Source organism: Streptococcus cristatus, assembly GCF_008369405.1.
GTDB classification, from domain to species: domain Bacteria; phylum Bacillota; class Bacilli; order Lactobacillales; family Streptococcaceae; genus Streptococcus; species Streptococcus cristatus_G.
The window spans coordinates 75,163-97,534 of record NZ_VSJJ01000004.1; the positions used below are offsets into that span (position 1 = coordinate 75,163).

23 protein-coding genes are annotated in these 22,372 nt (G+C 43.3%); 17 read left to right on the plus strand and 6 right to left on the minus strand.

What is annotated here, in order from left to right; genetic code table 11:
* Positions 1 to 185: 185 nt before the first annotated feature.
* Positions 186 to 998 (minus strand): Cof-type HAD-IIB family hydrolase, encoded by an 813-nt coding sequence (locus tag FXF62_RS05010; RefSeq protein WP_149517893.1) that lies wholly within the window; start codon positions 996 to 998, stop codon positions 186 to 188.
* A gap of 163 nt (positions 999 to 1,161) precedes the next feature.
* Here FXF62_RS05010 and FXF62_RS05015 point away from each other — a divergent pair, with 163 nt between their 5' ends.
* From FXF62_RS05015 to lytR, 5 genes are all read left to right on the plus strand, one after another.
* Positions 1,162 to 1,764, plus strand: coding sequence for a DUF1361 domain-containing protein (locus FXF62_RS05015; protein ID WP_149517894.1), 603 nt, complete (start codon positions 1,162 to 1,164; stop codon positions 1,762 to 1,764).
* Positions 1,765 to 1,928: 164 nt separating this feature from the next.
* Positions 1,929 to 3,350, plus strand: a complete 1,422-nt coding sequence (locus tag FXF62_RS05020; RefSeq protein WP_149517895.1) for an NCS2 family permease — start codon at positions 1,929 to 1,931, stop codon at positions 3,348 to 3,350.
* 201 nt (positions 3,351 to 3,551) lie between these two features.
* Positions 3,552 to 3,992, plus strand: a complete 441-nt coding sequence (tsaE, locus tag FXF62_RS05030) for a tRNA (adenosine(37)-N6)-threonylcarbamoyltransferase complex ATPase subunit type 1 TsaE (RefSeq protein WP_015605349.1) — start codon at positions 3,552 to 3,554, stop codon at positions 3,990 to 3,992.
* Positions 3,985 to 4,506 carry a GNAT family N-acetyltransferase gene (locus tag FXF62_RS05035; protein ID WP_149517896.1) on the plus strand — a complete coding sequence of 174 codons (522 nt, stop codon included), beginning with the start codon at positions 3,985 to 3,987 and terminating at the stop codon, positions 4,504 to 4,506. Before tsaE ends, FXF62_RS05035 begins: the two co-directional genes overlap by 8 nt.
* A 6-nt stretch (positions 4,507 to 4,512) precedes the next feature.
* The gene (gene lytR, locus FXF62_RS05040; RefSeq protein WP_149517897.1) at positions 4,513 to 5,742 is read left to right on the plus strand and encodes a glycopolymer--peptidoglycan transferase LytR; all 1,230 of its coding nucleotides are present in this window, start codon (positions 4,513 to 4,515) and stop codon (positions 5,740 to 5,742) included.
* A gap of 50 nt (positions 5,743 to 5,792) precedes the next feature.
* On the opposite strand, the gene FXF62_RS05045 is transcribed toward lytR, so the two are convergent.
* Positions 5,793 to 6,419, minus strand: a complete 627-nt coding sequence (locus tag FXF62_RS05045; protein ID WP_149517898.1) for a TVP38/TMEM64 family protein — start codon at positions 6,417 to 6,419, stop codon at positions 5,793 to 5,795.
* A 196-nt stretch (positions 6,420 to 6,615) separates the two neighbouring features.
* On the opposite strand from FXF62_RS05045, the gene FXF62_RS05050 reads away from it, so the two are divergent.
* From FXF62_RS05050 to FXF62_RS05090, 9 genes are all read left to right on the plus strand, one after another.
* Complete coding sequence (locus FXF62_RS05050) at positions 6,616 to 7,272, plus strand: hypothetical protein (protein WP_262881593.1); 657 nt, start codon at positions 6,616 to 6,618, stop codon at positions 7,270 to 7,272.
* Positions 7,273 to 7,450: 178 nt separating this feature from the next.
* Positions 7,451 to 7,978 carry a YqeG family HAD IIIA-type phosphatase gene (locus tag FXF62_RS05055; RefSeq protein ID WP_187984236.1) on the plus strand — a complete coding sequence of 176 codons (528 nt, stop codon included), beginning with the start codon at positions 7,451 to 7,453 and terminating at the stop codon, positions 7,976 to 7,978.
* Between the two features lie 6 nt (positions 7,979 to 7,984).
* A complete protein-coding gene (gene yqeH / locus FXF62_RS05060) occupies positions 7,985 to 9,091 on the plus strand; it encodes a ribosome biogenesis GTPase YqeH (protein WP_149517899.1) in 1,107 nt (368 codons plus the stop codon).
* Positions 9,092 to 9,198: 107 nt separating this feature from the next.
* The gene (gene yhbY, locus FXF62_RS05065) at positions 9,199 to 9,510 is read left to right on the plus strand and encodes a ribosome assembly RNA-binding protein YhbY (RefSeq protein ID WP_125350943.1); all 312 of its coding nucleotides are present in this window, start codon (positions 9,199 to 9,201) and stop codon (positions 9,508 to 9,510) included.
* A 28-nt stretch (positions 9,511 to 9,538) separates the two neighbouring features.
* On the plus strand, positions 9,539 to 10,171 hold the full coding sequence (locus FXF62_RS05070; RefSeq protein ID WP_125382135.1) for a nicotinate-nucleotide adenylyltransferase: 633 nt from the start codon (positions 9,539 to 9,541) through the stop codon (positions 10,169 to 10,171).
* Positions 10,168 to 10,770: a bis(5'-nucleosyl)-tetraphosphatase (symmetrical) YqeK gene (yqeK, locus tag FXF62_RS05075; RefSeq protein ID WP_149517900.1), complete on the plus strand. Its 603-nt coding sequence runs from the start codon at positions 10,168 to 10,170 to the stop codon at positions 10,768 to 10,770. The genes FXF62_RS05070 and yqeK overlap by 4 nt, the downstream gene beginning before the upstream one ends.
* A gap of 9 nt (positions 10,771 to 10,779) precedes the next feature.
* The gene (gene rsfS, locus FXF62_RS05080; protein ID WP_149517901.1) at positions 10,780 to 11,145 is read left to right on the plus strand and encodes a ribosome silencing factor; all 366 of its coding nucleotides are present in this window, start codon (positions 10,780 to 10,782) and stop codon (positions 11,143 to 11,145) included.
* A 74-nt stretch (positions 11,146 to 11,219) separates the two neighbouring features.
* Complete coding sequence (locus FXF62_RS05085; protein WP_149517902.1) at positions 11,220 to 11,954, plus strand: class I SAM-dependent DNA methyltransferase; 735 nt, start codon at positions 11,220 to 11,222, stop codon at positions 11,952 to 11,954.
* Position 11,955: 1 nt separating this feature from the next.
* Positions 11,956 to 13,050 (plus strand): nucleotidyltransferase, encoded by a 1,095-nt coding sequence (locus FXF62_RS05090; protein ID WP_149517903.1) that lies wholly within the window; start codon positions 11,956 to 11,958, stop codon positions 13,048 to 13,050.
* Between the two features lie 240 nt (positions 13,051 to 13,290).
* Here the strand turns inward: FXF62_RS05090 and FXF62_RS05100 are convergent, their stop codons facing one another.
* Together FXF62_RS05100 and FXF62_RS05105 are read right to left on the minus strand one after the other, a co-directional pair.
* Positions 13,291 to 13,677: a bleomycin resistance protein gene (locus FXF62_RS05100; protein ID WP_149517904.1), complete on the minus strand. Its 387-nt coding sequence runs from the start codon at positions 13,675 to 13,677 to the stop codon at positions 13,291 to 13,293.
* Between the two features lie 11 nt (positions 13,678 to 13,688).
* A complete protein-coding gene (locus tag FXF62_RS05105; RefSeq protein WP_149517905.1) occupies positions 13,689 to 14,516 on the minus strand; it encodes an exodeoxyribonuclease III in 828 nt (275 codons plus the stop codon).
* 189 nt (positions 14,517 to 14,705) lie between these two features.
* Here FXF62_RS05105 and metG point away from each other — a divergent pair, with 189 nt between their 5' ends.
* The 3 genes from metG to FXF62_RS05120 all read left to right on the plus strand — a co-directional run bounded on the left by metG (position 14,706) and on the right by FXF62_RS05120 (position 19,654).
* Entirely contained in the window at positions 14,706 to 16,703 is a 1,998-nt protein-coding gene (gene metG, locus FXF62_RS05110) for a methionine--tRNA ligase (RefSeq protein WP_149517906.1), read from the plus strand.
* Between the two features lie 103 nt (positions 16,704 to 16,806).
* Positions 16,807 to 18,375 carry an McrB family protein gene (locus FXF62_RS05115; protein WP_262881594.1) on the plus strand — a complete coding sequence of 523 codons (1,569 nt, stop codon included), beginning with the start codon at positions 16,807 to 16,809 and terminating at the stop codon, positions 18,373 to 18,375.
* Complete coding sequence (locus tag FXF62_RS05120) at positions 18,350 to 19,654, plus strand: McrC family protein (protein ID WP_149517907.1); 1,305 nt, start codon at positions 18,350 to 18,352, stop codon at positions 19,652 to 19,654. The genes FXF62_RS05115 and FXF62_RS05120 overlap by 26 nt, the downstream gene beginning before the upstream one ends.
* Positions 19,655 to 19,733: 79 nt before the next feature.
* Here FXF62_RS05120 and FXF62_RS05125 read toward each other — a convergent pair whose 3' ends face one another.
* Both FXF62_RS05125 and FXF62_RS05130 read right to left on the minus strand, forming a co-directional pair.
* Positions 19,734 to 20,939 carry a DUF2974 domain-containing protein gene (locus FXF62_RS05125; RefSeq protein WP_149517908.1) on the minus strand — a complete coding sequence of 402 codons (1,206 nt, stop codon included), beginning with the start codon at positions 20,937 to 20,939 and terminating at the stop codon, positions 19,734 to 19,736.
* A 118-nt stretch (positions 20,940 to 21,057) separates the two neighbouring features.
* Complete coding sequence (locus tag FXF62_RS05130; RefSeq protein ID WP_149517909.1) at positions 21,058 to 22,317, minus strand: NRAMP family divalent metal transporter; 1,260 nt, start codon at positions 22,315 to 22,317, stop codon at positions 21,058 to 21,060.
* Positions 22,318 to 22,372 lie beyond the last annotated feature (55 nt).

Below are 22,372 nucleotides of genomic sequence, written 5' to 3' on the forward strand. Positions count from 1 at the left end.
GGAGTTTATCTAGTTTGAAGAACAGTTGTACACTAATCCAGATAATCGGTTGCAAGAAATTTGGAAGATGAGAATATGTTTTTAGATAGTTGACCTATGACTAGTTTTAACCAGCTCACTTACTCCAATCACCCAACCCAAAAACCGCCTAGGGGAGTTCATCTCTAGGCGGTTCTTTTTTATCTCTACAAGTAGAGCTCAGTCAGCTTGTGAGCTACACCGTCTTGGTCATTAGTGAGTTCAAGCTGTTGGTCGGCATAAGGCAGAAGGGTTTCGCTGGCGTTTTTCATGGCATAGCCTGTTCCTGCAAATTCCAGCATTTCGGTATCATTGTGCTCGTCACCAAAAGCAATCAGGTCTTTACGATCGGCATTGAGGATATTGAGTAGGTACTGGAGGGCGAAGGCCTTGTTGACACCTTTAGGGCCACATTCAAGGATATTGAGAGGGCCGCCCCAGGTATTGATGGAGAGTTCATGCTGGTAAAAGGCATTCATCTCTTCAGCCAGAGCATATTTATCCGTAGCATGTGTTTGCAGCAAAATGGCATTTGGATTTTTGGTCACTAGCTGCGCCTGAAATTGATTTTCTGGCTTAAAGTTATCAATGCCAAAGAGCTTGGGATCTGCGATTTCTTCGTTGGTATTGGTGATGTAGAATTTCTTACGGTATTCTCCAGCGATGAAGTCAGCTTCGATTTCCTCTTTTCGTTGGACCATATCCAGTAAGAAAGACTTGTCTACGGTCAAGGATTGTTCAAATTCCCACTTTTGCTCAGGGATATGCGTCAGAGAGCCGTTGAAGTTTATCATGGGGGTATTCAGCTCTAATTCCTTATAGAAGTCCAGAGCCATGCGGTAAGGACGGCCGGTAGTGATGATGACCTTGTGCCCTTTAGCCGATATTTTTTTGATAGTTTCTTTGGTAAAATCAGACAGCTTACTCTCAGAATTGAGCAAGGTTCCGTCCAAATCTACAGCAATTACTTTATTCGTCATTCTTTTTCCTCGTACAGTATCAATCAGTATAGTAAGTCTATTATAACAGAATTAAGAATAAATGCCACAAGTTGTGGTATAATGTTTCCTCAATAGCTAAGACGAGTTAGATCGTTTGATAGTCTATGAGTGAGGAGAATCGGAGTAAAGGGGGAAATCTTGTATGCGTAAACCAATTTTGATTCATATTTTTTTCCTACTCATTGCATTTGTCGTGTATATTCAGGGAATTACGACCCGAGGACCAGACTTGATCTGGAATATGATTTTGGCCTTGATTGCCTATGACGCTGCCATCTTGACGACGATGTTTAAGAAGCAGAAGTGGCTTTATCCGCTCTTGCTGGTAGTTTGGCTGGCCTTTTATCCCAATACTTTTTATATGCTGACGGACTTGGTGCACATGACTTGGGTGGGAGATACCCTGTGGAACCCTGTCAGTATGCGTCTATTTATGGCTTTCGTGCTGAGCATTCTATTTGGCGTCTACTGCGGGATTGAAAGCTGGAATATTTTGCGTGAGCGCTGGAAGTTGACTTGGTGGCTGGATATGCTTGCGGTTGCGGCTCTGTCTTATCTGTCGAGTCTGGCCATTTATATCGGCCGTTATGACCGGCTCAACTCTTGGGATCTGGTGACGCGGCCTCAGCTAGTTGTCCAAAAGCTACTGGAAACCTTTCAGAAGGAACGACTGGTCTTTATCCTTGGATTTACCTTTATCCAAGTGATGACTTTGCTCTTTTTAAGCAGAGAAAATAAAAAATAAGATACTTTAAAGTATTTTTTGGAGCATTAGGGTTGAAAAAGTGAATGTTTTTGAGTATAATCATATTATTGTTCGTAAAAAACGAATAAGTAGCACTGTTTTAAAGAAAATCAGGAGTTCTCTTTTAATCAGTTGCCATAAAACAATTTAGGAGATTATCTATAATGGATAAATTATTTAAACTCAAAGAGCACGGTACGGATGTTCGTACGGAAGTTCTCGCTGGGTTAACGACTTTCTTTGCTATGAGCTACATCCTCTTTGTCAATCCAGCCATGCTGTCGCAAACGGGTATGCCGGCTCAAGGTGTCTTTCTAGCTACGATCATCGGATCCGTTGCTGGAACGCTCATGATGGCCTTTTATGCCAACCTCCCTTATGCACAGGCGCCAGGTATGGGGCTCAATGCCTTCTTTACTTTCACGGTTGTCTTTAGTTTGGGTTACACTTGGCAAGAAGCTTTGGGCATGGTCTTCATCTGTGGTCTGATCTCGCTCTTTATCACTTTGACCAAGATTCGGAAGGCTATTATCGAGTCCATTCCATCAGCTCTGCGTTCAGCTATTTCTGCTGGTATCGGTGTCTTTCTAGCTTATGTAGGGATTAAAAATGCCGGACTGTTGAAGTTTTCAATCGATCCAGGCAACTATGTAGTAGCTGGTAAGGGAGCTGACCAAGCGAAGGCTGCTCTTACAGCAAACTCAGCTGCAACTCCAGGATTAGTTGATTTTAATAATCCAGCAGTTTTACTGGCTTTACTTGGTCTAGCGATTACAGTTTTCTTTGTTATCAAGGGCATCAAGGGGGGCATTATCTTATCTATCTTTACAACGACAGTTGTAGCGATTGCTGTTGGCTTGGTAAACTTGTCTGCGATTGACTTCGGTCAGCACAATCTGTCAACAGCTCTGAAAGAACTTGGACAAGTTTTCGGGGTTGCGGTTGGTCCAGAAGGCTTGGGAGCTCTCTTTGCTGATACGGCGCGCCTACCTCAGACATTTATGGCTATCCTAGCCTTCTCTCTGACGGATATTTTTGACACCATCGGTACCTTGATTGGAACGGGTGAAAAAGTGGGTATCGTAGCGACTTCTGGTGAAAACCATGAGTCAGAAGGTTTAGACAAAGCTTTGTATTCTGACTTGATTGGGACAACTATCGGTGCGATTGCCGGAACATCTAACGTTACTACTTATGTAGAGTCTGCAGCTGGTATCGGAGCTGGCGGACGGACTGGTTTGACAGCCTTGGTTGTAGCGGTCTGCTTTGCGGTGTCTAGCTTCTTTAGCCCGCTGTTAGCCATCGTTCCGACAGCAGCAACTGCGCCAATTTTGATTGTCGTAGGGATCATGATGCTGAGCAGCTTGAAAAATATCCAGTGGGATGATATGGCAGAAGCTATTCCAGCTTTCTTTACCTCCATCTTCATGGGCTTCACTTACAGCATCACAAACGGGATTGCAGCAGGCTTTATCATGTATGCTCTTGTGAAAGTCATCAAAGGTCAAGCTAAGGATGTGCATCCAATGATTTGGATCTTAAACCTGCTCTTCATCCTTAACTTTATCAGCCTAGCTTTATCTTAAGAACACTAAGAAGTTGGAAGTCTTCCAGCTTCTTTTTTGCAGGAAAAGTTTAGGGGAAATGTCCTGATTCTCTTTCGAAATAGAAGTGAGTGACCTGCTTTGATCGGAGGATTTGGAGGGCTCATCTAATTTTTTTCAAACATTTTGCTATCTCTATTAGAAAATTTAGCGCAAACGCAAATCTTCTGGTATAATAAAAGAATGTTTAGTCATAATGAAGAAGAATTAATCAACTGGGGCCAGCGTCTTGGCAGCTTGCTTCAGGAGCAAGATGTTTTGGTTTTGACAGGAGACTTGGGTGCGGGTAAGACGACCTTTACCAAGGGCTTGGCCCAAGGCCTGGGCATCAAGCAGATGATTAAAAGTCCGACCTATACCATTGTTCGCGAGTATGAAGGACGTTTGCCGCTTTATCACTTAGATGTCTATCGGATTGGTGAGGATCCAGACTCGATTGACTTGGATGATTTTCTCTTTGGTGAGGGAGTTACTGTCATCGAGTGGGGAGAATTGCTAGGTGAAAGTTTACCAGATGATTATCTGAAGCTGACTCTTCTGAAGAAAGAAGACGGCCGTGAGCTAGTCTTTGAAAGTCAGGGGCGCCGTTCTCAGGAACTACTGGAGGAATTGCTGCATGGCTGAGTTTGAATTGGCCTTGCGGGAGGCCGAAAAGGCGGATGCTGCTGACTTGATTCGCTTTTTAAATCAAGTCGGTGCCGAGTCAGACTACATGACCTTAGATGAGGCGGGGATTTTGATGGATGAAGACCAGATGGCTCAGTTCATTCAGCATCAAGCTGATTCGGATAATCAGCTCTATCTCTTGGCCTTGCTTAATAATGAAATCGCTGGGATTGTCAGTATCACAGTGGATTTTCATGAGCGGATTCGCCACATTGGGCAAGTCTTTATCGTTGTCAAAAAAGCCTTTTGGAATAAAGGCCTCGGTCGTATCCTGCTAGAAGAGGCTGTGGATTGGGCAGAGAATGGAAGCAGTCTTCGCCGTTTGGAGCTGACTGTTCAGGTTAGAAATGAGCGAGCGGTTCATCTCTATAAAGAATTAGGATTTGAAATCGAAGGTCTGCAAAAAAGAGGGGCCTATTTAAGAGAAGGGATATTTCTAGATGTTTACCTGATGGGAAAACTGATAGATTGATGAAATATGTTTAAAAAAATTGTACGAATGTTTTTGAGTCTGTTCCTTGTAACGGCCATTGGAGTGGGAGGCTATGCTTGGACTATTTACAATCAGTCAACGGACGCTTTGTCCCATACTTACAAGGGTTTTGGGAATGAGACGAACGTTATTGCGGAAACCAAGCCCTTGACGATTTTACTGATGGGGGTCGATACAGGGAGTGGCTCGCGGTCTGATACTTGGCAGGGAAATAGCGACTCCATGCTTCTTCTGTCTGTCAATCCTCAGACTAAAAAGACGGTCATGATGAGTTTGGAGCGGGACATTCTGACTCAAATCGATGAAAAAGGCGAAACGACAGAAGCCAAGCTAAACGCAGCCTATGCTTATGGCGGCGCAAAATTAGCCATCGCGACCATTGAGAAAATGATGAATATCCATATTGACCGTTATATGATGATCAATATGCAAGGACTGGTTCAGCTGGTGGACGCAGTTGGTGGTATTGAGGTCAATAATACCTTTGATTTCCCAATTTCCATCGAAGAAAATGAACCAGAATACACTGCAACTGTCGAGCCAGGCAAACACTTGATCAACGGAGACCAGGCTTTAGTTTATGCCCGCATGCGTTATCAGGATCCAGAAGGTGACTACGGTCGTCAGAAACGCCAGCGTGAGGTGATTCGGAAGGTCGTTGAGAAGGTGCTCAGTCTCAATAGTATCAGCCATTATCAAGCAATCTTACGAGCAGTCAGCAAGAATATGCAGACCAATGTAGCGCTGGATTCGAGCAGTATTCCTCAGTTATTAGGTTACAAAGATGCCTTTAGAAATATCCAGTCTGAGCAGTTGCGTGGTGAAGATGCGACTTTGGCAGATGGTGGTAGTTACCAGCTGGTTACGTCTGAACATTTGCTAGAAATGCAAAATCTCATTCGGAAAAGCTTGGGCTTGTCCACAGTCAAGAGTTTGAAAACCAATGCCGTACTGTATGAAGATTTGATGGGAGGCAGAAGCCTGCGTGCGTCTAATTCTGGGTCTTCAACAACTTATCAGCAGGATGAGCCAGTTTACAGTTCACCGACGGAGAGCAATTATGGAAGTGCTAATTACAGTAATTCTACTCCACCTCCTCCTGAGCCGAGCGCTAGCAGTGAACCGCCAGCAAGCTCTACGCCTGCACCTACACCAGATCCGACACCATCAGTGTCTTCTGCTGTTCAGCCCTCGACTCCAACATCTTCAGAATAAACAAATCGCCCAAGCTTACTAGCTTGAGCGTTTTTTAATGTCCATGGTTCTTATTTTGCGAGCCATTTCCAGAAGAAATCAATAATATAGGTCAGGCCATAAGTGTAGATGATGAGGGTGATGGGTTTGCAGAGCATGATAATCAACATGTACTTTTTGAAGGTCATCTTGGTCAGAGCTGCCAGCATACAGAGGAAATCAGCGGGGCTGATAGGCCAAATCATCATAAAGATAAAGAAACGCTCAAAGCGATTGCCCTCATCCAGCCAGCCTACATACTTGTCATAGGTCCGCTTGCTGACGACGGACTGGACAAAGGCTGGCCCGTAGGTGCGAGCCAGATAGAAGATGATGGCACAGCCGATGACGATGCCGATATAGTTGTAGATAGTGCCAACGATATGTCCGTAGATAAAGATGCCTGCTACAGAGGTCAAGGCACCAGGGATAATGGGCACGACCGTCTGCAAGATTTGCAGGAAGATAAACAGAGGAGGCCCCCAGACGCCTGCTTGTTTGATAAAGGCAGACAAGGTTTCCTTGGACTGGAGGATTCCTGCATAGTAGGCCCAGATACAAAAGGCCACTGTCCCCACAGCTCCGATGATGGACGACCAGTTGATGATTTTTTGCAAAAAGGGAGAAACAGCTTTCATTTCTCGATCCTTGCTTGCCATAGGCACCTCCAAGAGAATTATTCTTACATCTACTATAGCATCTTTTGCCATTTTTGTAAGCTTTGAAGCTGTAGGTGCTAAAAAGTATAAAAGATGATATAATGATGTGACTAGCGAGCAATAATCTATGAGTATTCAAAAATCAAGGAAAGTGCTTGTGCTCGAACTAAAAATTCTATGAGTTAGGAGAGTTATAGTGGAAGAATATCTAAACTTATATCATCAAAAATTGTGGGAGATTGCATATGAGAATCTCATAAATACATTTTTCTATCCAACTACTATCATGTTGTTCGTATTAATTTTAATTTTTGGGTGCATTTTTTGGGGGAAAAAATGGATTTTTCTATCCATATCTAGCTATTTCGTTTTGTTTCTTTTTGCTATAGCTGCGGAATATGTGAATAGCAATGATAAAATTATGAATTCAGATTCGTTATACAATAGTTTTTTTGTAGGTTTATTAAAGCGTGAAACAGTTTTACCAATGCTTGAGAAGGTAGATGAGATTCCCATAGCTAGTGTTGATGGAAAATTGGAGAGAAAAAATATTATACTATTTGCTTTATCTAATCCGATGTATTATGGTGGTCTTTTTAATGATACGGCAGATTTTTTTACAGGTGGTCATATAGAAGGGAAATTATTTCTAGTTGCTTTAGTAGGATATGAAGAGAAAGATGGTCAATGGCAATCTGTCGATATTCGTATCGCCCCAGGTGAGGAAGAAAAGGATTTTCAGAAGTTTTCTAAGGTGCTTCACATCACAAGAGATGGAAAAGAAGGAGAAACGACTATTATCCTTGAACTTCAAAAATTTTATGAATTGAAGTTACGGAAAGAAAAAAATTGAGATTTGTCTGGACTATGAGCATGATCTTTGTCCTATTTTAAAATAAAGCTTCCTGTTTGGGGAGCTGTTTTCGTTTGTTTGGAGAATCTCCCAATGGCTCTTGGAAGAAATGGGGTTATAGGTGCCAAAAAGCCTATTTTATGCTATAATAGTGCGAATACGATTTTTGGAGAGAGATGTGGCGATTGAAGATTACATGCCCGACTTTGCGGTTAAGGCAGTTTACGATTTGACAGTAGAGAGTTTGAAAAGACAGGGTATCAAAGCGGTTTTGGTGGACTTGGATAACACCCTGATTGCTTGGAATAATCCTGACGGAACCCCAGAAATGAAGACGTGGCTCCATGATTTGCGGGACGCGGGTATTCGGATTATCGTGGTGTCCAATAATAACCAAAAACGGGTCAAGCGAGCTGTTGAAAAGTTTGACATTGACTATGTCTATTGGGCCATGAAACCCTTCACTTGGGGAATTGACCGGGCGCTCAAGCTTTTTCATTTTGAAAAAAATGAAGTGGTCATGGTGGGCGATCAGCTCATGACGGATATTCGGGCTGCTCATCGGGCCGGGATTCGTTCGATTTTGGTCGAACCGCTGGTCGAGCATGACTCTATCAAGACCCAGATCAATCGGGCGCGTGAACGCCGTGTGCTCAAGAAAATCACTGAAAAATACGGCCCAATTCAATACAAAAAAGGAATTTAAGAAAGAATGGAAGAACTTCTCTGTATCGGCTGCGGAGCCACTATTCAGACAGAAGACAAGAGCCAGCTAGGCTACACGCCCCAGTCAGCTCTAGAAAAAGGCTTGGAGACAGGCGAACTCTATTGCCAGCGCTGTTTCCGCCTGCGCCATTATAATGAAATCAGCGACGTCCAGCTGACGGATGATGATTTTCTGCGCCTTCTGCATGAGGTTGGAGATAGCGACGCTTTGGTCGTCAATGTTGTCGATATTTTTGACTTTAATGGCTCGGTCATCCCTGGTCTGCCTCACTTTGTCGCAGGAAATGATGTTCTCTTAGTCGGGAATAAAAAGGACATTCTGCCTAAGTCAGTCAAGGATGGTAAGGTGACTCAATGGCTGACGGAGCGAGCTCACGAAGAAGGTCTGCGACCAGTTGATGTCATTCTGACCTCTGCTCAAAACAAGCAAGCAATCAAGGACTTGATTGACAAGATTGAGCATTGCCGCAAGGGACGTGATGTGTATGTGGTCGGCGTGACCAATGTGGGCAAGTCCACTTTGATTAACGCCATCATTCAGGAAATCACGGGCGATAAGGATGTCATTACGACTTCTCGCTTTCCAGGCACGACTCTGGATAAAATCGAGATTCCTTTGGCAGACGGCAGTCATATCTATGATACACCGGGCATTATCCATCGTCACCAGATGGCTCATTATCTTTCTGCTAAGAATCTCAAATATGTCAGCCCCAAAAAGGAAATTAAGCCCAAAACCTACCAGCTCAATCCAGAGCAAACCCTCTTTTTGGGTGGTTTAGGTCGTTTTGACTTTGTGGCAGGTGACAAGCAGGGCTTCACAGCTTATTTTGACAATGAGCTCAAGCTCCACCGGACTAAGTTGGAAGGTGCTAGCGACTTTTATGACAAGCATGTTGGCAGTCTTTTAGTGCCACCGGTTGGCAAGGAAAGGGAAGAATTTCCAGCCCTAGTCAAGCATGAATTTACTATCAAGGACAAGACGGATATCGTCTTCTCTGGTCTGGGCTGGATTCGTGTCAATGGTCCTGCCCGCGTAGTCGGCTGGGCGCCAGAGGGTGTGGCGGTTGTCACTCGGAAAGCTATCATCTAATTATTCAGAAAATCAAAGGGAACAAAACCCCTTAAAATAAGGAAGGAAAAGGCCATGAACAGTGGGAAAAAAGCAGGTCCCAACTGTATTAAGCCTTATAGAAGAACATGACACTAACATCAAAACAACGCGCTTTTCTTAACAGTCAGGCACATAGTCTCAAACCTATCATTCAGATTGGGAAAAATGGACTCAACGACCAAATAAAAACCAGCATCCGTCAGGCACTGGACGCGCGCGAGCTGATTAAGGTCACGCTCTTGCAGAATACAGATGAGAATATCCACGAGGTTGCTGAGATTCTGGAAGAGGAAATCGGAGTGGATACAGTACAGAAAATCGGCCGGATCTTGATTCTCTACAAGCAGTCCAGCAAGAAAGAAAATCGCAAACTCTCTGTTAAAGTCAAACAAATTTAAGGAAACATTTCTGTGGAGATATCAGCCTATGGCTATTGAATTACTGACCCCCTTTACCAAGGTGGAATTAGAACCAGAAGTTAAAGATAAAAAACGCAAGCAGATTGGCATTTTAGGTGGGAATTTCAACCCTGTCCACCATGCTCATTTGGTTGTGGCGGATCAGGTCCGCCAACAGTTAGGCTTGGATCAGGTCCTGCTCATGCCAGAGTACGAGCCACCTCATGTGGATAAGAAAGAAACCATTGATGAAAAGCATCGGCTGAAGATGCTGGAGCTGGCTATCGAGGGTATTGAAGGACTAGGGATTGAAACCATTGAGCTGGAGCGCAAGGGAATTTCCTACACCTACGACACTATGAAGCTGTTGACGGAGCAACATCCAGATACGGACTATTACTTTATCATCGGTGCGGATATGGTGGATTATCTGCCTAAGTGGTACCGGATTGATGAGCTGGTTGAGCTGGTTCAGTTTGTCGGTGTTCAGAGGCCGCGCTACAAGGCGGGGACTTCTTACCCTGTCATCTGGGTGGATGTGCCGCTTATGGATATTTCCTCCAGTATGGTGCGGGATTTTCTGGCTCAGGGACGGACTCCTAACTTCCTGCTGCCTCAGCCAGTCTTAGACTATATCGAGAAAGAAGGGCTTTACCTATGACCTATGAAAACTATATCAGTATGGGCCGTGAGGCCTTGCTTGCTAAGATGGAAACAGTCATGCCAGAGAAGCGCCTGCGGCATTGTCTAGGTGTGGAAAAGGCTGCTCGTGAATTAGCGAAGCGCTTCGGTCTTGATATCGAAAAAGCGGGTCTTGCAGGCCTTCTACACGACTATGCGAAAAAGGTCTTGGACGAGGAATTTCTGACCTTGATTGATAAATACCAGCTGGATCCTGACCTGAAAAACTGGGGCAATAATGTCTGGCATGGCATGGTGGGGATTTACAAGATTCAGGAAGACCTAGACATCGAAGATGCTGAGATCCTGCGAGCTATCGAGATTCATACAGTGGGTAGCGGCACCATGTCTGAGCTGGACAAGGTCGTCTATGTCGCCGACTATATTGAGCACAACCGAGACTTTCCGGGAGTAGATAAGGCAAGAGAGCTGGCCCAGCGGTCGCTCAATCAAGCTGTGGCCTACGAAACAGCAAGGACGGTGGAGCATTTGGCTCACAAAGGATTGCCTATCTATCCGCAGACCTTGGAGACCTACAATGCCTTTGTAGGGTATTTGAAGGAAATAAAAGAAAATTAAAGAGGAACTATGAAAGAACAAGAATTATTGGAACTGGTCGTGAAGGCGGCCGATGAAAAGCGTGCAGAAGATATTGTAGTATTGGACTTGCAAGGCCTGACTACTGTGACAGATTATTTTGTCATCGTTAGCTCGATGAATAGCCGTCAGCTGGATGCAGTAGCTGAAAATATCCGTGAGAAAGCTGCTGAGGCTAGTGTTTCTGCTGGCCATGTTGAGGGTGACGCAGCTGGTGGTTGGGTTCTCTTGGACCTGGGTGCCGTGGTCGTCCATGTCTTTTCTGAGGAAATGCGAGCGCATTACAACCTTGAAAAGCTCTGGCACGAAGCAACTGGTGTGGATGTTGCGGCCTTATTAGAAGAAAAAAACAAGTGATTTTTTGCCCTTAGGCAGAAAGCAGAATTCGGCTCAGTCAGCCTGCTGGCTGGGCTATTTTTGAAAGGAAACGTATGGCAACTTATGAAACCTTCGCATCGGTTTACGATGCGATTATGGATGATTCTTTGTATGAGAAGTGGACGGAGTTCAGCCTGCGCCATTTTCCCAAGGATAAGAAAAAGCTGCTGGAGCTGGCTTGTGGCACGGGCATTCAGTCCATTTATTTTAAGAAGGCTGGATTTGATGTGACGGGGTTGGATCTGAGTCAGGAAATGCTGGATTTGGCAGAGAAGCGCAGCAGAGAGGCCGGTTTGGACATTCCCTTTATCCAGGGCAATATGCTGGATTTGAGTGGCGTCGGTCAGTTTGATTTGGTGACTTGTTATTCGGACTCGATTTGCTATATGGAGGACGAAGTCGATGTCGGTCAGGTATTTACTGAGGTTTATCAACATCTAAATGAGGGCGGCCGCTTTATCTTTGACGTGCACTCGATTTACCAGATTGATGAGGTTTTTCCAGACTATTCTTATCATGAAAATGCTGAAACCTTTGCCATGGTCTGGGATTCTTATGCGGACGAGCCGCCTCATTCTATCGTGCATGAGCTGACCTTCTTTGTCCAAGACGAGGATGGGCGTTTCACGCGCCATGATGAGGTACATGAGGAGCGGACCTATGAGATTCTGACCTACGATATCTTGCTGGAGCAGGCTGGCTTTAAGAATGTCAAGGTTTACGCGGACTTTGAGGACAAGGAGCCGACCGACAAGAGCGCTCGCTGGTTCTTTGTGGCGGAGAAATGAGATGACAATCACTGGTATTATCGCAGAGTTTAATCCTTTTCATAATGGGCATAAATACCTGCTGGAGCAGGCTTCTGGTCTGAAAATTATCGCTATGAGTGGCAATTTTGTTCAGCGAGGGGAGCCGGCTATCGTGGACAAGTGGACTCGGGCGCAGATGGCTTTAGAAGCTGGAGCGGATTTGGTCCTTGAGTTGCCTTTCTTGGTCAGTGTTCAGGCGGCGGACTTTTTCGCTCAGGGGGCAGTAGACATCTTAGAGAGGCTAGGAGTCGAACAGCTGACTTTTGGGACTGAGGAAGTGCTGGACTACGAGAGTATTTCGAGGGTCTATGGTGAAAAGGCAGAGCAGATGGAGGCTTATCTGGCTGGCTTGCCTGACTCCCTATCCTATCCTCAGAAGACACAGGCCATGTGGCAGGAGTTTGCAGGGCTCAATTTCTCAGGCTCTACTCCCAATCATATCTTGGGCTTGGCTTATGCCAAGGCTGTGGCGGGAAAGGATATAAAACTGTGCTCGATTCAACGTCAGGGAGCTGGCTACCATTCCTTGTCAGCTGATGAGGAATTCGCCTCAGCCACAGCCCTTCGTCAGAATCTGGAACAGCCAGACTTTCTGAAAAAATTCACTCCAGCCCATCATTTGCTCGAGACGGCTCCCAAGGTGACCTGGTCGGATCTCTTTCCTTATCTCCGTTACCAGATAATGACAAGTCCGGATCTGACGGATTTTTATCAGGTCAATCAGGAGTTGACTGTTCGGATTAGGGAGGCTCTAAAAAGCAGTGAGACCATAGAAGAGCTGGTCGAGCAGGTAGCGACCAAGCGCTATACCAAGGCTCGGGTTCGGCGATTGTTGACCTATATCCTGGTCGGAGCTAGGCAAGAAGAACTTCCGTCAGGTGTTCATATCTTAGGCTTTTCCGAGCAGGGGCGCCAGCATTTGTCCAAGCTTAAGGAAAAGGTTGAACTCGTCAGTCGAATCGGAAAAGAGCCATGGGATAGTCTGACCCAGCAAGCTGACAAGGTTTATCAGCTGGGCAACCCTGTACTGACGGAGCAGAATTTTGGACGCTTTCCACTAAAAAATCCCCTCTGATAGTATAGATAGATTTGAGAAATTTACTTGTAAATAGAGAGTGGGACAGAAATCGGTAATTCGTTAGAATTCGATTTCGTCGTCCCACCTCCGCACAGTTGAGTAGGGCTGTAAAAGCTGATGAAATCAGCCTAGTAGAGCCCACTCAACCACTGCGTCTTGCTCGACAATCCAAAGACAATTGAGAGGCTAGGACTTTTGTCCCAACCTCAAAAAAAGAGGCTAGCAGCCTCCTTTTTCTTATTCACTAAATCGTAGGAAATATCCATCTGGATCCAAAATTGCAAATTCATGAGGATAAATAAAGCTATCTCCTACGCGAAATTCTCTTTTCGTCAGGGGACGATGGATGGGGTAGTCAGCTTTCAGCAGTTTTTGGTAGAGCTGGGGGACATCCTTAATGCCAAAGGAAATATTGACACCACGCCCGAAAGGATAGGTCAGTTGGGCTAATTCTTCGGCGCTGCCTTCTTCTAACATGAGCTGGCAGTCTTCAAGCGAGAGGAAGAGAAATTTCTCCTCGGGACGCTCGTATTCGATAGAGAAGCCCAGTAAGTCGCAGTAGAAATGGCGCGACTGTTCGATGTCAGATACTAGAAATTCGGGAATGACAGGCTGATAGTCCATCGTCTTCCTCCTTAAAGCTCAATTTCCATGACAATCGGTGTATGGTCTTGACGTGCACCAGAGTCAATTATAGCAGACTTGGTTACTTTGTCAGCCACGCGATTGCTGGTCAGCCAGTAGTCGATTCTCCAGCCTGTGTTGTTGATTTTAGAAGTCTTGCTGCGTTGCGCCCACCAAGTGTATTGGTTAGGGATATCGCCGTGCAAGTGGCGGAAGGTATCGGTAAAGCCTTTAGCCAGCAGGTTGGTGAAACCAGCACGCTCTTCGTCGGTAAAGCCTGGTGAACGGCGGTTGCTGGCAGGATTAGCCAAGTCGATTTCCTTGTGGGCTACATTATAATCACCAGTTGCGAGGACTGGTTTTTGTTCATCCAGTGATGCCAAGTATTCAGCGTATTTGACATCCCAGACCTGACGTTCTTCCAAGCGTTTGAGACCATCGCCAGCATTAGGTGTGTAGACCTGAGTGACGAAGAAATTGTCAAACTCCAGCGTAATAATGCGGCCTTCGACATCCATGGTTGATGGAGCGCCGATTTCTGGGAAGGTCACGATGGGTGTTAGTTCTTTTTTGTAGAGGAACATGGTTCCAGCATAGCCCTTGCGAGCTGGCTCTTGAGACGAACGCCAAGTGTTTTCATAGCCTGGGAAGAGTTCTTCTAAAATTTCAAGGTGTTTTTTAGTCGGACCTTTAGCAGATAGCTTTGTTTCCTGAATAGCGATGATATCCGCATTTTCTGCTTGCAAGGTCTGAAGGACAGCCTGAGAGAGCTGAGCGCGGGCAGAATCACTGGTTAAGGCAGCGTTGAGAGAGTCAATGTTCCAAGAAATTAGTTTCATAAAATGTCCTTTTCTAGTAGAAATTTCCTGAGTTTATTATACCAAAAGATAGAGTTGATTTATAGCAAAGTGATTGTAAGGCTATAAAAAGGCTAGAGGATGGAGAAGTCCCCTCTTTCAATCGCTTGGAAATATGATATAATGAAGTGTTATCAAAAAAGGTTTCATTAGCCTTGAAAGGATTAAAAAATGACTACAAAACAACCGTTTTATATTACGACACCTATTTACTACCCGTCTGGCAAGCTCCACATTGGGTCTGCCTATACGACCATTGCCTGTGATGTTTTGGCTCGCTACAAGCGCCTCATGGGCCATGATGTTTTCTATCTGACTGGTCTTGATGAGCACGGTCAAAAAATCCAGCAAAAAGCTGAGGAAGCTGGGATCAGCCCACAAGCCTATGTCGATGGCATGGCGGTTGGCGTTAAGGAGCTCTGGCAGCTCTTGGATATTTCTTACGATAAATTTATCCGAACGACCGATGACTACCATGAAAAGGTTGTGGCTGATGTTTTTGAAAAACTCTTGGCCCAAGATGATATCTACTTGGGTGAATATTCAGGCTGGTATTCTGTATCTGATGAGGAATTCTTCACAGAAAGCCAGTTGGCCGAAGTTTTCCGTGACGAAGCTGGAAATGTAACTGGCGGAATCGCGCCGTCTGGACATGAAGTGGAGTGGGTATCAGAAGAGTCTTACTTCCTGCGCCTCAGCAAGTACCAAGACCGCTTGGTAGAATTTTTCAAATCTCATCCTGACTTCATCACTCCTGATGGTCGCCTCAATGAAATGCTGAGAAACTTCATTGAGCCAGGTTTGGAAGACCTAGCCGTATCTCGGACAACCTTTACTTGGGGAGTTCCAGTACCATCCAATCCAAAACACGTTGTCTACGTTTGGATTGATGCCCTTCTCAACTATGCGACAGCCCTTGGCTACGGTCAGGAAGACCATGCTAACTACGATAAATTCTGGAATGGAACAGTCTTCCACATGGTGGGCAAGGACATTCTGCGTTTCCACTCTATCTACTGGCCAATCCTGCTCATGATGCTGGATATTAAGCTGCCTGACCGCTTGATTGCTCATGGCTGGTTTGTCATGAAAGATGGCAAAATGTCTAAGTCTAAGGGCAATGTGGTCTATCCTGAAATGCTGGTAGAACGCTATGGTTTGGATGCATTACGCTATTACCTCATGCGCAGTCTTCCGGTTGGATCCGATGGAACTTTCACTCCTGAGGACTACGTAGGTCGTATCAACTATGAATTGGCCAATGACCTTGGAAATCTCCTCAACCGTACTGTTTCCATGATTAACAAGTACTTTGACGGTCAGGTGCCAGTCTACGAAGAAAATGTGACGAACTTTGATGGGGCTCTGGCTCAGGTGGCAGCTGAGTCTATCGCTGACTACTACAAACACATGGATGCAGTGGACTACCCACGCGCGCTGGAAGCAGTCTGGACGCTCATCTCCCGCACCAATAAATACATCGATGAAACAGCTCCTTGGGTTCTGGCTAAGGATGAAGCCAAGGTCAAAGAACTGGCAGCAGTCATGAGCCACTTGGCAGCGAGTCTTCGTGTTGTGGCGCACTTGATCGCACCTTTCATGATGGAAACCAGCAAGGCTGTCCTCAGTCAATTGGGCTTGCCTCAAGCAGTTTCGCTAGAAAACCTAGCAATTGACCAGCTCCCAGCAGGTCTGACAGTTGTAGAAAAAGGGACACCAATCTTCCCTCGTCTAGATATGGAAGAAGAAATTGCCTATATCAAAGAACAAATGGAAGGCAACAAACCTGCTGTTGAAAAGGAATGGAATCCAGAAGAAGTCGAGCTCAAACTCAACCGTGGTGCTATCAAGTTTGACGACTTTGATAAGGTAGAAATCCGTGTCGCAGAAGTCAAAGAGGTTTCTAAAGTTGAAGGCTCTGATAAGCTGCTTCAGTTCCGCTTGGATGCAGGAGACGGTGAGGATCGCCAAATCCTCTCTGGTATTGCTAAATACTATCCAAATGAGCAAGAACTGGTCGGTAAGAAAGTCCAAATCGTAGCCAATCTCAAACCGCGCAAAATGATGGGCCGTATCAGTCAAGGTATGATTCTCTCAGCCGAGCACGGCGACCAACTGACTCTCCTTACCGTGGACGAAAAAGTCCCAAATGGAAGTTTGATTGGGTAACGAACTCTACTGAGAGTTGGCTTACTATTTGGTAAAAAATAGAACATAGGAATAACCTCCCAGACGGAAAGTTTGGGAGGTTTTGGAAAAAGGAGAAAATATTTTGGATACTGAAGGTATTATTGAGGATTTAAAGAAAGACTTTAGAAATTTATTGCAAGATAAAGAAATAAAAATTTCTGACGAAAAATCAAAGATTTCAAATTATAAGCGATCAGAAAATAAGCTATCAAAATCATATTATATAAGTATTTCTCGTGAAAAACTAAAGAAACATCTACCGCTTATTCGTTTCGCTCTATTTACTTCAGAAGCTATAAAAGAGTATGCAGAATTAGCTAACTACATAGTTATCGTGATTTTTAATACTGAGATCGTTAGTAATCGTACATATATGATTGTTACAACTAAACAAGTAAATCAATTTATTAATAATATTAAAAAACAGGAATCGAATTTTTATTTTGAAAATAAAAGTGGTAAGTCTTATTTTTTTAGTATGACAGATGAAAATAAGACTAAAAATCTAAATGATATTAAGCAATTTTTGAAAAACTTGGATAATTTAGACAATGGAGAGGAGGAAAAAAATATGTCAGAAAACGAACAGATAATAACTTATAATCATGAGAAATGTCTATCATCAGTCAACACAATCCTTTATGGTCCTCCAGGAACTGGTAAAACTTACAATTCTATCAAATATGCAGTTGATACGGTTGATGAAGATTTCAACCAAGATGGTTCTAAGAAGTTCGAGAACTATGTTGAAAGATTTAACGACTTAAAAACGTCTGGTCGAATCACATTTACAACTTTCCACCAGTCTTACGGTTATGAAGAGTTCATTGAGGGGATTAAGCCAGTTTTAGGAGCTATTAGTGAGAAAAATGAGCTTGGCTACAAAATTTCAGATGGTGTTTTTAAAAAGTTTTGTAATAAGGCTGCTAGTGATGAGAGTAATAAATACGTTTTCATTATTGATGAAATCAACCGTGGGAATATTTCTAAAATTTTTGGAGAACTTATTACTTTGATTGAGGATTCGAAGCGTAGTGGAGAGGATGAGGCAATGTCAGTGACTCTTCCGTATTCTCAAGAAGAATTTTCTGTGCCAAAAAATGTATACATTCTAGGAACCATGAATACAGCAGACCGTTCTATCGCTCTCATGGATACAGCTCTTCGACGTCGTTTTGAATTTATTGAAATGATGCCTGAAGAAGAATTGTTGACTGATATAGTCATCGCCAATGTTAATGTAAAAGAAATGCTTGAAACGATGAACCAACGTATTGAAGTTCTTTATGATAGAGAGCATACATTAGGGCATGCCTTCTTTATGCCACTTAAGAATAAGGAAAAAGCAACTCTCGATAAATTAGCATCTATCTTTAAAAATAAAATTATTCCATTACTTCAAGAATATTTCTATGAAGATTACGAAAAAATTATGCTTGTTTTAGGAATTGATCCCCAAAATACAGATGCTAGTAAATTTATTTCAGTCAAAAGTAATGACGAACTATTTAAAAATAGTCCAGATATTGATTTAAATCCTACCTATCAAATTAATGAGAAAGCATTCCAAACACCAGATAATTACATGACTATCTATGGTGGTGCTTCAAATTCGGGAGAGGCAGATGAAACCAAAGATTCTGACAGTTAGAGAATTTCAAGGAATAAAAAAAGAAGATTTAGGAGAAATTAATTTCAACTTATTTGAGAATTTCATTGAAGAAAATTCTGGTGATGATCTTGAGGAACGATTGTCAGACTTTTTGAGGATTTCATCTCATAAAGGAGTCAAAGTTATCAAACCTCGAAATTATGTAGGCGTTATTAACATTGATAATAAAGTTCAAATTGAGATTTTGCCTAAGGTCGATATTGGTGATGATTGTAAATTACGAAAGCTATTTCTTAAAATGTTAGCTAGTTTGAAAGAATTTAAGGGAAAGAGTTTTAAAAATGCCCAGCTCAATGATTCTAAGTTACCAATTTATGAAGTTTTTATTCAGATGTATTTGAATGAAGTCCAAGAGTTGTTGAAAAAAGGATTAAAGTCCGATTATGTTACTTTGAAGGGGAATCTTCCTTTTTTCAAGGGGAAGTTGCTAGTTAACCAGCATATCAAGCAAAATATTGTCCGCAAAGATAGATTTTATATGGCATATGATGAGTTTCATATCAATCGTCCTGAAAATCGTTTGATAAAAACAACGCTTCTCAAATTGAATAAGATTTCATCAAATGGAAAAAATCAATTATTAGCAAAACGTTTGTTGGCTGAATTTGAAATGGTTAATCAGTCAACAAATATTGATAAGGATTTTTCTCTAGTGAAAAAAGATCGTAATGCTCAGTTCTATCAAAACTTAATACATTGGTCAGAAGTTTTTCTGAAGAATAAGAGCTTTTCAACTTTTCAAGGGACTCAAAGTGTCAATGCTTTACTGTTTCCTATGGAAAAGATCTTTGAGGCATACATAGCTAAGCAGTTGAAAACTAAGTGCTCTGAATGGAAGGTAGAAACTCAGAAACGAAGTAAATATTTATTTGATATTCCGAAAAAATTTGGATTGAAACCAGATATTATTATGTCTGAACAAGATCACGATGGAATTAAGCGAGATAACAATAAATCTATTGTTCTAGACACCAAATGGAAAAAGCTGATAAGCGATTCGAGTGAAAATTATGGAATCAGTCAATCAGATATGTATCAAATGTATGCTTATGCATATAAATATGATGTTGAAGATATTATTTTAATTTATCCTAAGCATAAAGAAGTCAAGTTGGCAAGTTTTCCTTCTTACATCCAAGAAGGTCAGAAAAATGAGCATATAAAGAAAATAGTTGTAAAAGTCTTTTTATACGATTTATCGAATGAGGAAAAAAGTATAAAAGAGCTTGGAAATTTGATTAATAAGGCTTCTGAGTAACATAAAAAGCAGGTATAGTAGTGATACTATACCTGTTTTTCTTTTATGTTAGAGAGTTGCCAAGTGCTGTATTTATAGCTTATTGCTCATTGGGTTCATCTGTTTGAGCGGAATCGTTGCTTGTGAAAGGAAGATTCTTAGTGAATTCGGATAGATTTTCCTTGACCTCTTGGACAAGTTTGCTAGGATTCAGCAGGTTGATGTCGTCCTTCCAAGACTGGTAGCGCATGTCTACCAGTAGTTTGGCAAGCCGCGTCAGCATTTCCCGCTCAGGGTCTGTGAGGGCATTGGCATTTTCAAAAACAGTCAGGATTTTGTTGACATTTTCAAGTTTGGCTAGATCATTGATGGAGGTGATGCCAGCATCTAGGATTAGGCCAAAAAAGAGATCGAAAAAGTCTTTTAATTCCTCATCAGAAACGCTGTCAACCCAGTTTTTCAGAGTTTTATCTACTTGAAGGCTATCTGGATTGAGGTTGTCCAGTAGGACAAAAGTCTGGTCACTAATCTGCCAAGTGAAGGTATCGTGCTGGGCCAGACCGCCGATAGCTGTACTTTTGACAATCTGAGCCTGCTTGGGCGTTTCGAGCATCATTCCGACGATAGAGCCCTGCGGAATGTAGCGCTTTATCTTGTCTGAAATAGTCTGGTAGCCTTGACTGGTGATAACTGAATGATTCAGTCCAGGGGCATCATAGCTGTAAATACTCTGAATCCGCTCTTGAAATTCTAGCTCAATCTGACTAGCAGCGTAGGAGGCTAGATTTCCACCCTTTGAGTGACCAGTCAGGATGAACTGACCAGCTAGAGCATCCATGGCTTTTCGCAGATAATTGACTGCCGTTTTTTGAGCTGGGACCTGATCCATATAGGTCATGTGGAAGTCCTCTTTCCAGCCGATAATGGAATCATCGGTTCCGCGGAAAGTCAGGACATAGCTATCGGGCTTGATTTTGAAAATCATAGCTGCAAACTGCTTTTGAACATCCGGGTCAATGTCATTGACATAGCCCATGAGTTTGATATTTTTAAAGCGGGTGGAGCTGGCTGCTTTTTCTAAAAGTTTCAGCCGATTTTTAGTCACCAACATGGATAAATCCTGAGGCACCTTTTCAGCAGCTTCAAACAAGCGGCAAGTACAATCAGGGGACATCTGATTAGGCACAATCTGGTCAAAAGGCAGATACATTATTTCCGTCAGCATCAGCATATCCAGTTCATTAAAGGGGGTGTCGTAGATACTGTCGTAAGCTACTTGGTCTAGGTAATCAAAAATTATTCCCATATCGATCTCCATATTCTATCTTCTTACAGTATAGCATAAGTAGAGGCAAATTGTTAGAAAGGGAAAAGAAAAGAGCGGAAACCTGAAGATATTCTTCAGTATTTCCAGCTCTTTTGATCTAGTAAGCTTTACCGATGAGGATGGCGTAGATAAAGAATAAAGCGAAGCCAAAGAGGAAGATCAAACCAAGGATGGAAAGACCTTTTAGCCATTTACCCAGATGTTTATTCTCGCTCGTAACGAGGAGGTAGTTTAGGAGGGCAAAAAATGGAGTAGTCAGGAAGGAAGCAATCATGGCAAAACGAAGCATGAGGGCCACACTACCTTGGAAGAAGTAGATGATAATGCCACCGATAATGGCTGTAGCTGTCATCCAGATATGTAGAGTTTTCTGAGAAGTCTTCTCTTCATTGAGAAGGAGGCGTAGAGATTCAGCGTTTACACGAGAATAGCCATCAATAACGGTAATAACAGTACCGAAGATACAGAGAAAGGCAATGAAAGTAATCAGAATCCGTGTCCAATCACCAAGGACAGATGCGTACATCCCAACGAATTGCTGGATGTAGGCAGCGCCAGCATCTTGAACTGGTTGACCAGTTGGATACTGGACGAGAGCTCCCATAGCGACGAAGAAGATGGCCAGAATGGCCGTACCGATATACCCAACGTTAAAGTCAAAAAGTCCGTCCGTGACAGAGATGTTGACAGATTTTCCTTTCTCAGCAGTCCAGAGGGAGTTGATTGCTGAAATCTCGATTGGAGCTGGCATCCAGCCCATCAGAGAAACGATGAAAGGTAAGGCAGCCATCTGCCAAGGTGTCTTTTCAACGAAGTCTGCTCCGTACTCAGGATGCTTGATAATAGCAACGATGACCGCAATAACGGTTGCAAAGGTTAGAGCAGACATGATCCATTTGGCAAGGCCATCAAGGAATTTATAGCCACCAAAGAGTAGCATTGCCCAGATCAGGATGATGAGGATCAGAGACCATTGAGTAATACTGAGTCCAAGGGCATTTGGAAAGGCGCTGGCGATAATGGCAGCACAGAGAATCCCGACCCCTGCTGTATTGACCAAGGCGGAGAATACATTTAAAACGAAGAAGATGCCTAAGTAGACTTTTCCTTTTTGGGCATAGCCTTCAACTAAGCTGTGACCAGTTTCTAAGGTATACTCAGCACCGAAGCGAAAGAAGGGATATTTGAAGAGGTTGGCCAAGATGACCAGTCCCATCAAAGCCCAGCCATACTTGGCGCCTGCTTGGGCAGAGGAAACAATGTGAGAGCCACCAACAGCAGCAGAGGCCATGAGGATCCCAGGACCTAGAGCTTTTAGTTTAGACTGCCAGGTAGATGTCTGAGTTTGTTCTAGCATAATAATCTCCTTATTATAAAAAATGAATTTTCAGACAATTCTGAATGTAGTGTTA

Bases quoted from the DNA above. Each gene is read 5' to 3' on its own strand.
- FXF62_RS05070 (WP_125382135.1), top strand. From the start codon at position 9,539: ATGGCTATTGAATTACTGACCCCCTTTACCAAGGTGGAATTAGAACCA.
- FXF62_RS05090 (WP_149517903.1), top strand. From the start codon at position 11,956: ATGACAATCACTGGTATTATCGCAGAGTTTAATCCTTTTCATAATGGG.
- tsaE (WP_015605349.1), top strand. From the start codon at position 3,552: ATGTTTAGTCATAATGAAGAAGAATTAATCAACTGGGGCCAGCGTCTT.
- FXF62_RS05015 (WP_149517894.1), top strand. From the start codon at position 1,162: ATGCGTAAACCAATTTTGATTCATATTTTTTTCCTACTCATTGCATTT.
- FXF62_RS05045 (WP_149517898.1), bottom strand. From the start codon at position 6,419: ATGGCAAGCAAGGATCGAGAAATGAAAGCTGTTTCTCCCTTTTTGCAA.
- FXF62_RS05020 (WP_149517895.1), top strand. From the start codon at position 1,929: ATGGATAAATTATTTAAACTCAAAGAGCACGGTACGGATGTTCGTACG.
- yqeK (WP_149517900.1), top strand. From the start codon at position 10,168: ATGACCTATGAAAACTATATCAGTATGGGCCGTGAGGCCTTGCTTGCT.
- FXF62_RS05035 (WP_149517896.1), top strand. From the start codon at position 3,985: ATGGCTGAGTTTGAATTGGCCTTGCGGGAGGCCGAAAAGGCGGATGCT.
- yqeH (WP_149517899.1), top strand. From the start codon at position 7,985: ATGGAAGAACTTCTCTGTATCGGCTGCGGAGCCACTATTCAGACAGAA.
- FXF62_RS05105 (WP_149517905.1), bottom strand. From the start codon at position 14,516: ATGAAACTAATTTCTTGGAACATTGACTCTCTCAACGCTGCCTTAACC.
- FXF62_RS05010 (WP_149517893.1), bottom strand. From the start codon at position 998: ATGACGAATAAAGTAATTGCTGTAGATTTGGACGGAACCTTGCTCAAT.
- yhbY (WP_125350943.1), top strand. From the start codon at position 9,199: ATGACACTAACATCAAAACAACGCGCTTTTCTTAACAGTCAGGCACAT.
- metG (WP_149517906.1), top strand. From the start codon at position 14,706: ATGACTACAAAACAACCGTTTTATATTACGACACCTATTTACTACCCG.
- FXF62_RS05120 (WP_149517907.1), top strand. From the start codon at position 18,350: ATGAAACCAAAGATTCTGACAGTTAGAGAATTTCAAGGAATAAAAAAA.
- FXF62_RS05125 (WP_149517908.1), bottom strand. From the start codon at position 20,939: ATGGGAATAATTTTTGATTACCTAGACCAAGTAGCTTACGACAGTATC.
- FXF62_RS05130 (WP_149517909.1), bottom strand. From the start codon at position 22,317: ATGCTAGAACAAACTCAGACATCTACCTGGCAGTCTAAACTAAAAGCT.
- FXF62_RS05100 (WP_149517904.1), bottom strand. From the start codon at position 13,677: ATGGACTATCAGCCTGTCATTCCCGAATTTCTAGTATCTGACATCGAA.
- FXF62_RS05085 (WP_149517902.1), top strand. From the start codon at position 11,220: ATGGCAACTTATGAAACCTTCGCATCGGTTTACGATGCGATTATGGAT.
- lytR (WP_149517897.1), top strand. From the start codon at position 4,513: ATGTTTAAAAAAATTGTACGAATGTTTTTGAGTCTGTTCCTTGTAACG.
- rsfS (WP_149517901.1), top strand. From the start codon at position 10,780: ATGAAAGAACAAGAATTATTGGAACTGGTCGTGAAGGCGGCCGATGAA.